Source organism: Acinetobacter sp. UBA6526 (assembly GCF_002434875.1).
GTDB classification, from domain to species: Bacteria; Pseudomonadota; Gammaproteobacteria; order Pseudomonadales; family Moraxellaceae; genus Acinetobacter; species Acinetobacter venetianus.
The window spans coordinates 540-995 of record NZ_DJLC01000230.1 but is presented as its reverse complement, the minus strand read 5'-3'; the positions used below and the strand labels follow the sequence as shown (position 1 = coordinate 995).

General features: G+C 37.3%; 1 protein-coding gene. It reads right to left on the bottom strand.

Features of this window, described 5'->3' with window-relative positions:
- On the bottom strand, window positions 1–456 hold a 456-nt coding region (gene lptD, locus B4237_RS15585; protein ID WP_286943879.1), incomplete at both ends, for an LPS assembly protein LptD.

The following is a 456-nucleotide window of genomic DNA, read 5'->3' as shown; positions in this document are numbered from 1 at the left end:
CTGCATCTTTAATTGTTTCATCCAGCGTTTGGAAGTCTTCAACTTTTAATTGTGCCTTAAGACCGGGAATACCATTTTGGTAATTTAACTCCCATGCGCGGCGTAAGTTCAAATCCGTTTTTGAATTTGGGCTTGTATTAAAGTCAGAGAAATAATCTTTATCAGAAGCGTGGTTGTATTCTAGGTTTGTAGACCATTGATCGTTAATTTTCCAGTTATGCAGAAAATGTAAATCTTCACGATCTTTGTTGTCGTATTGATTGTCAGTTGGTAAATAACCACCCCAAATACGACCAGAACCAAAGTTTTCAGTCATATATCTAAACTCACCATCTAACTTAACACCGCGCTTACTCATGTAGCTTGGGGTTAATGTTAGATCATAGTTCGGTGCAAGGTTTAGATATACTGGAACAGTAAGTTGAGCACCACCATCATTACTATAACCAAAGTTTG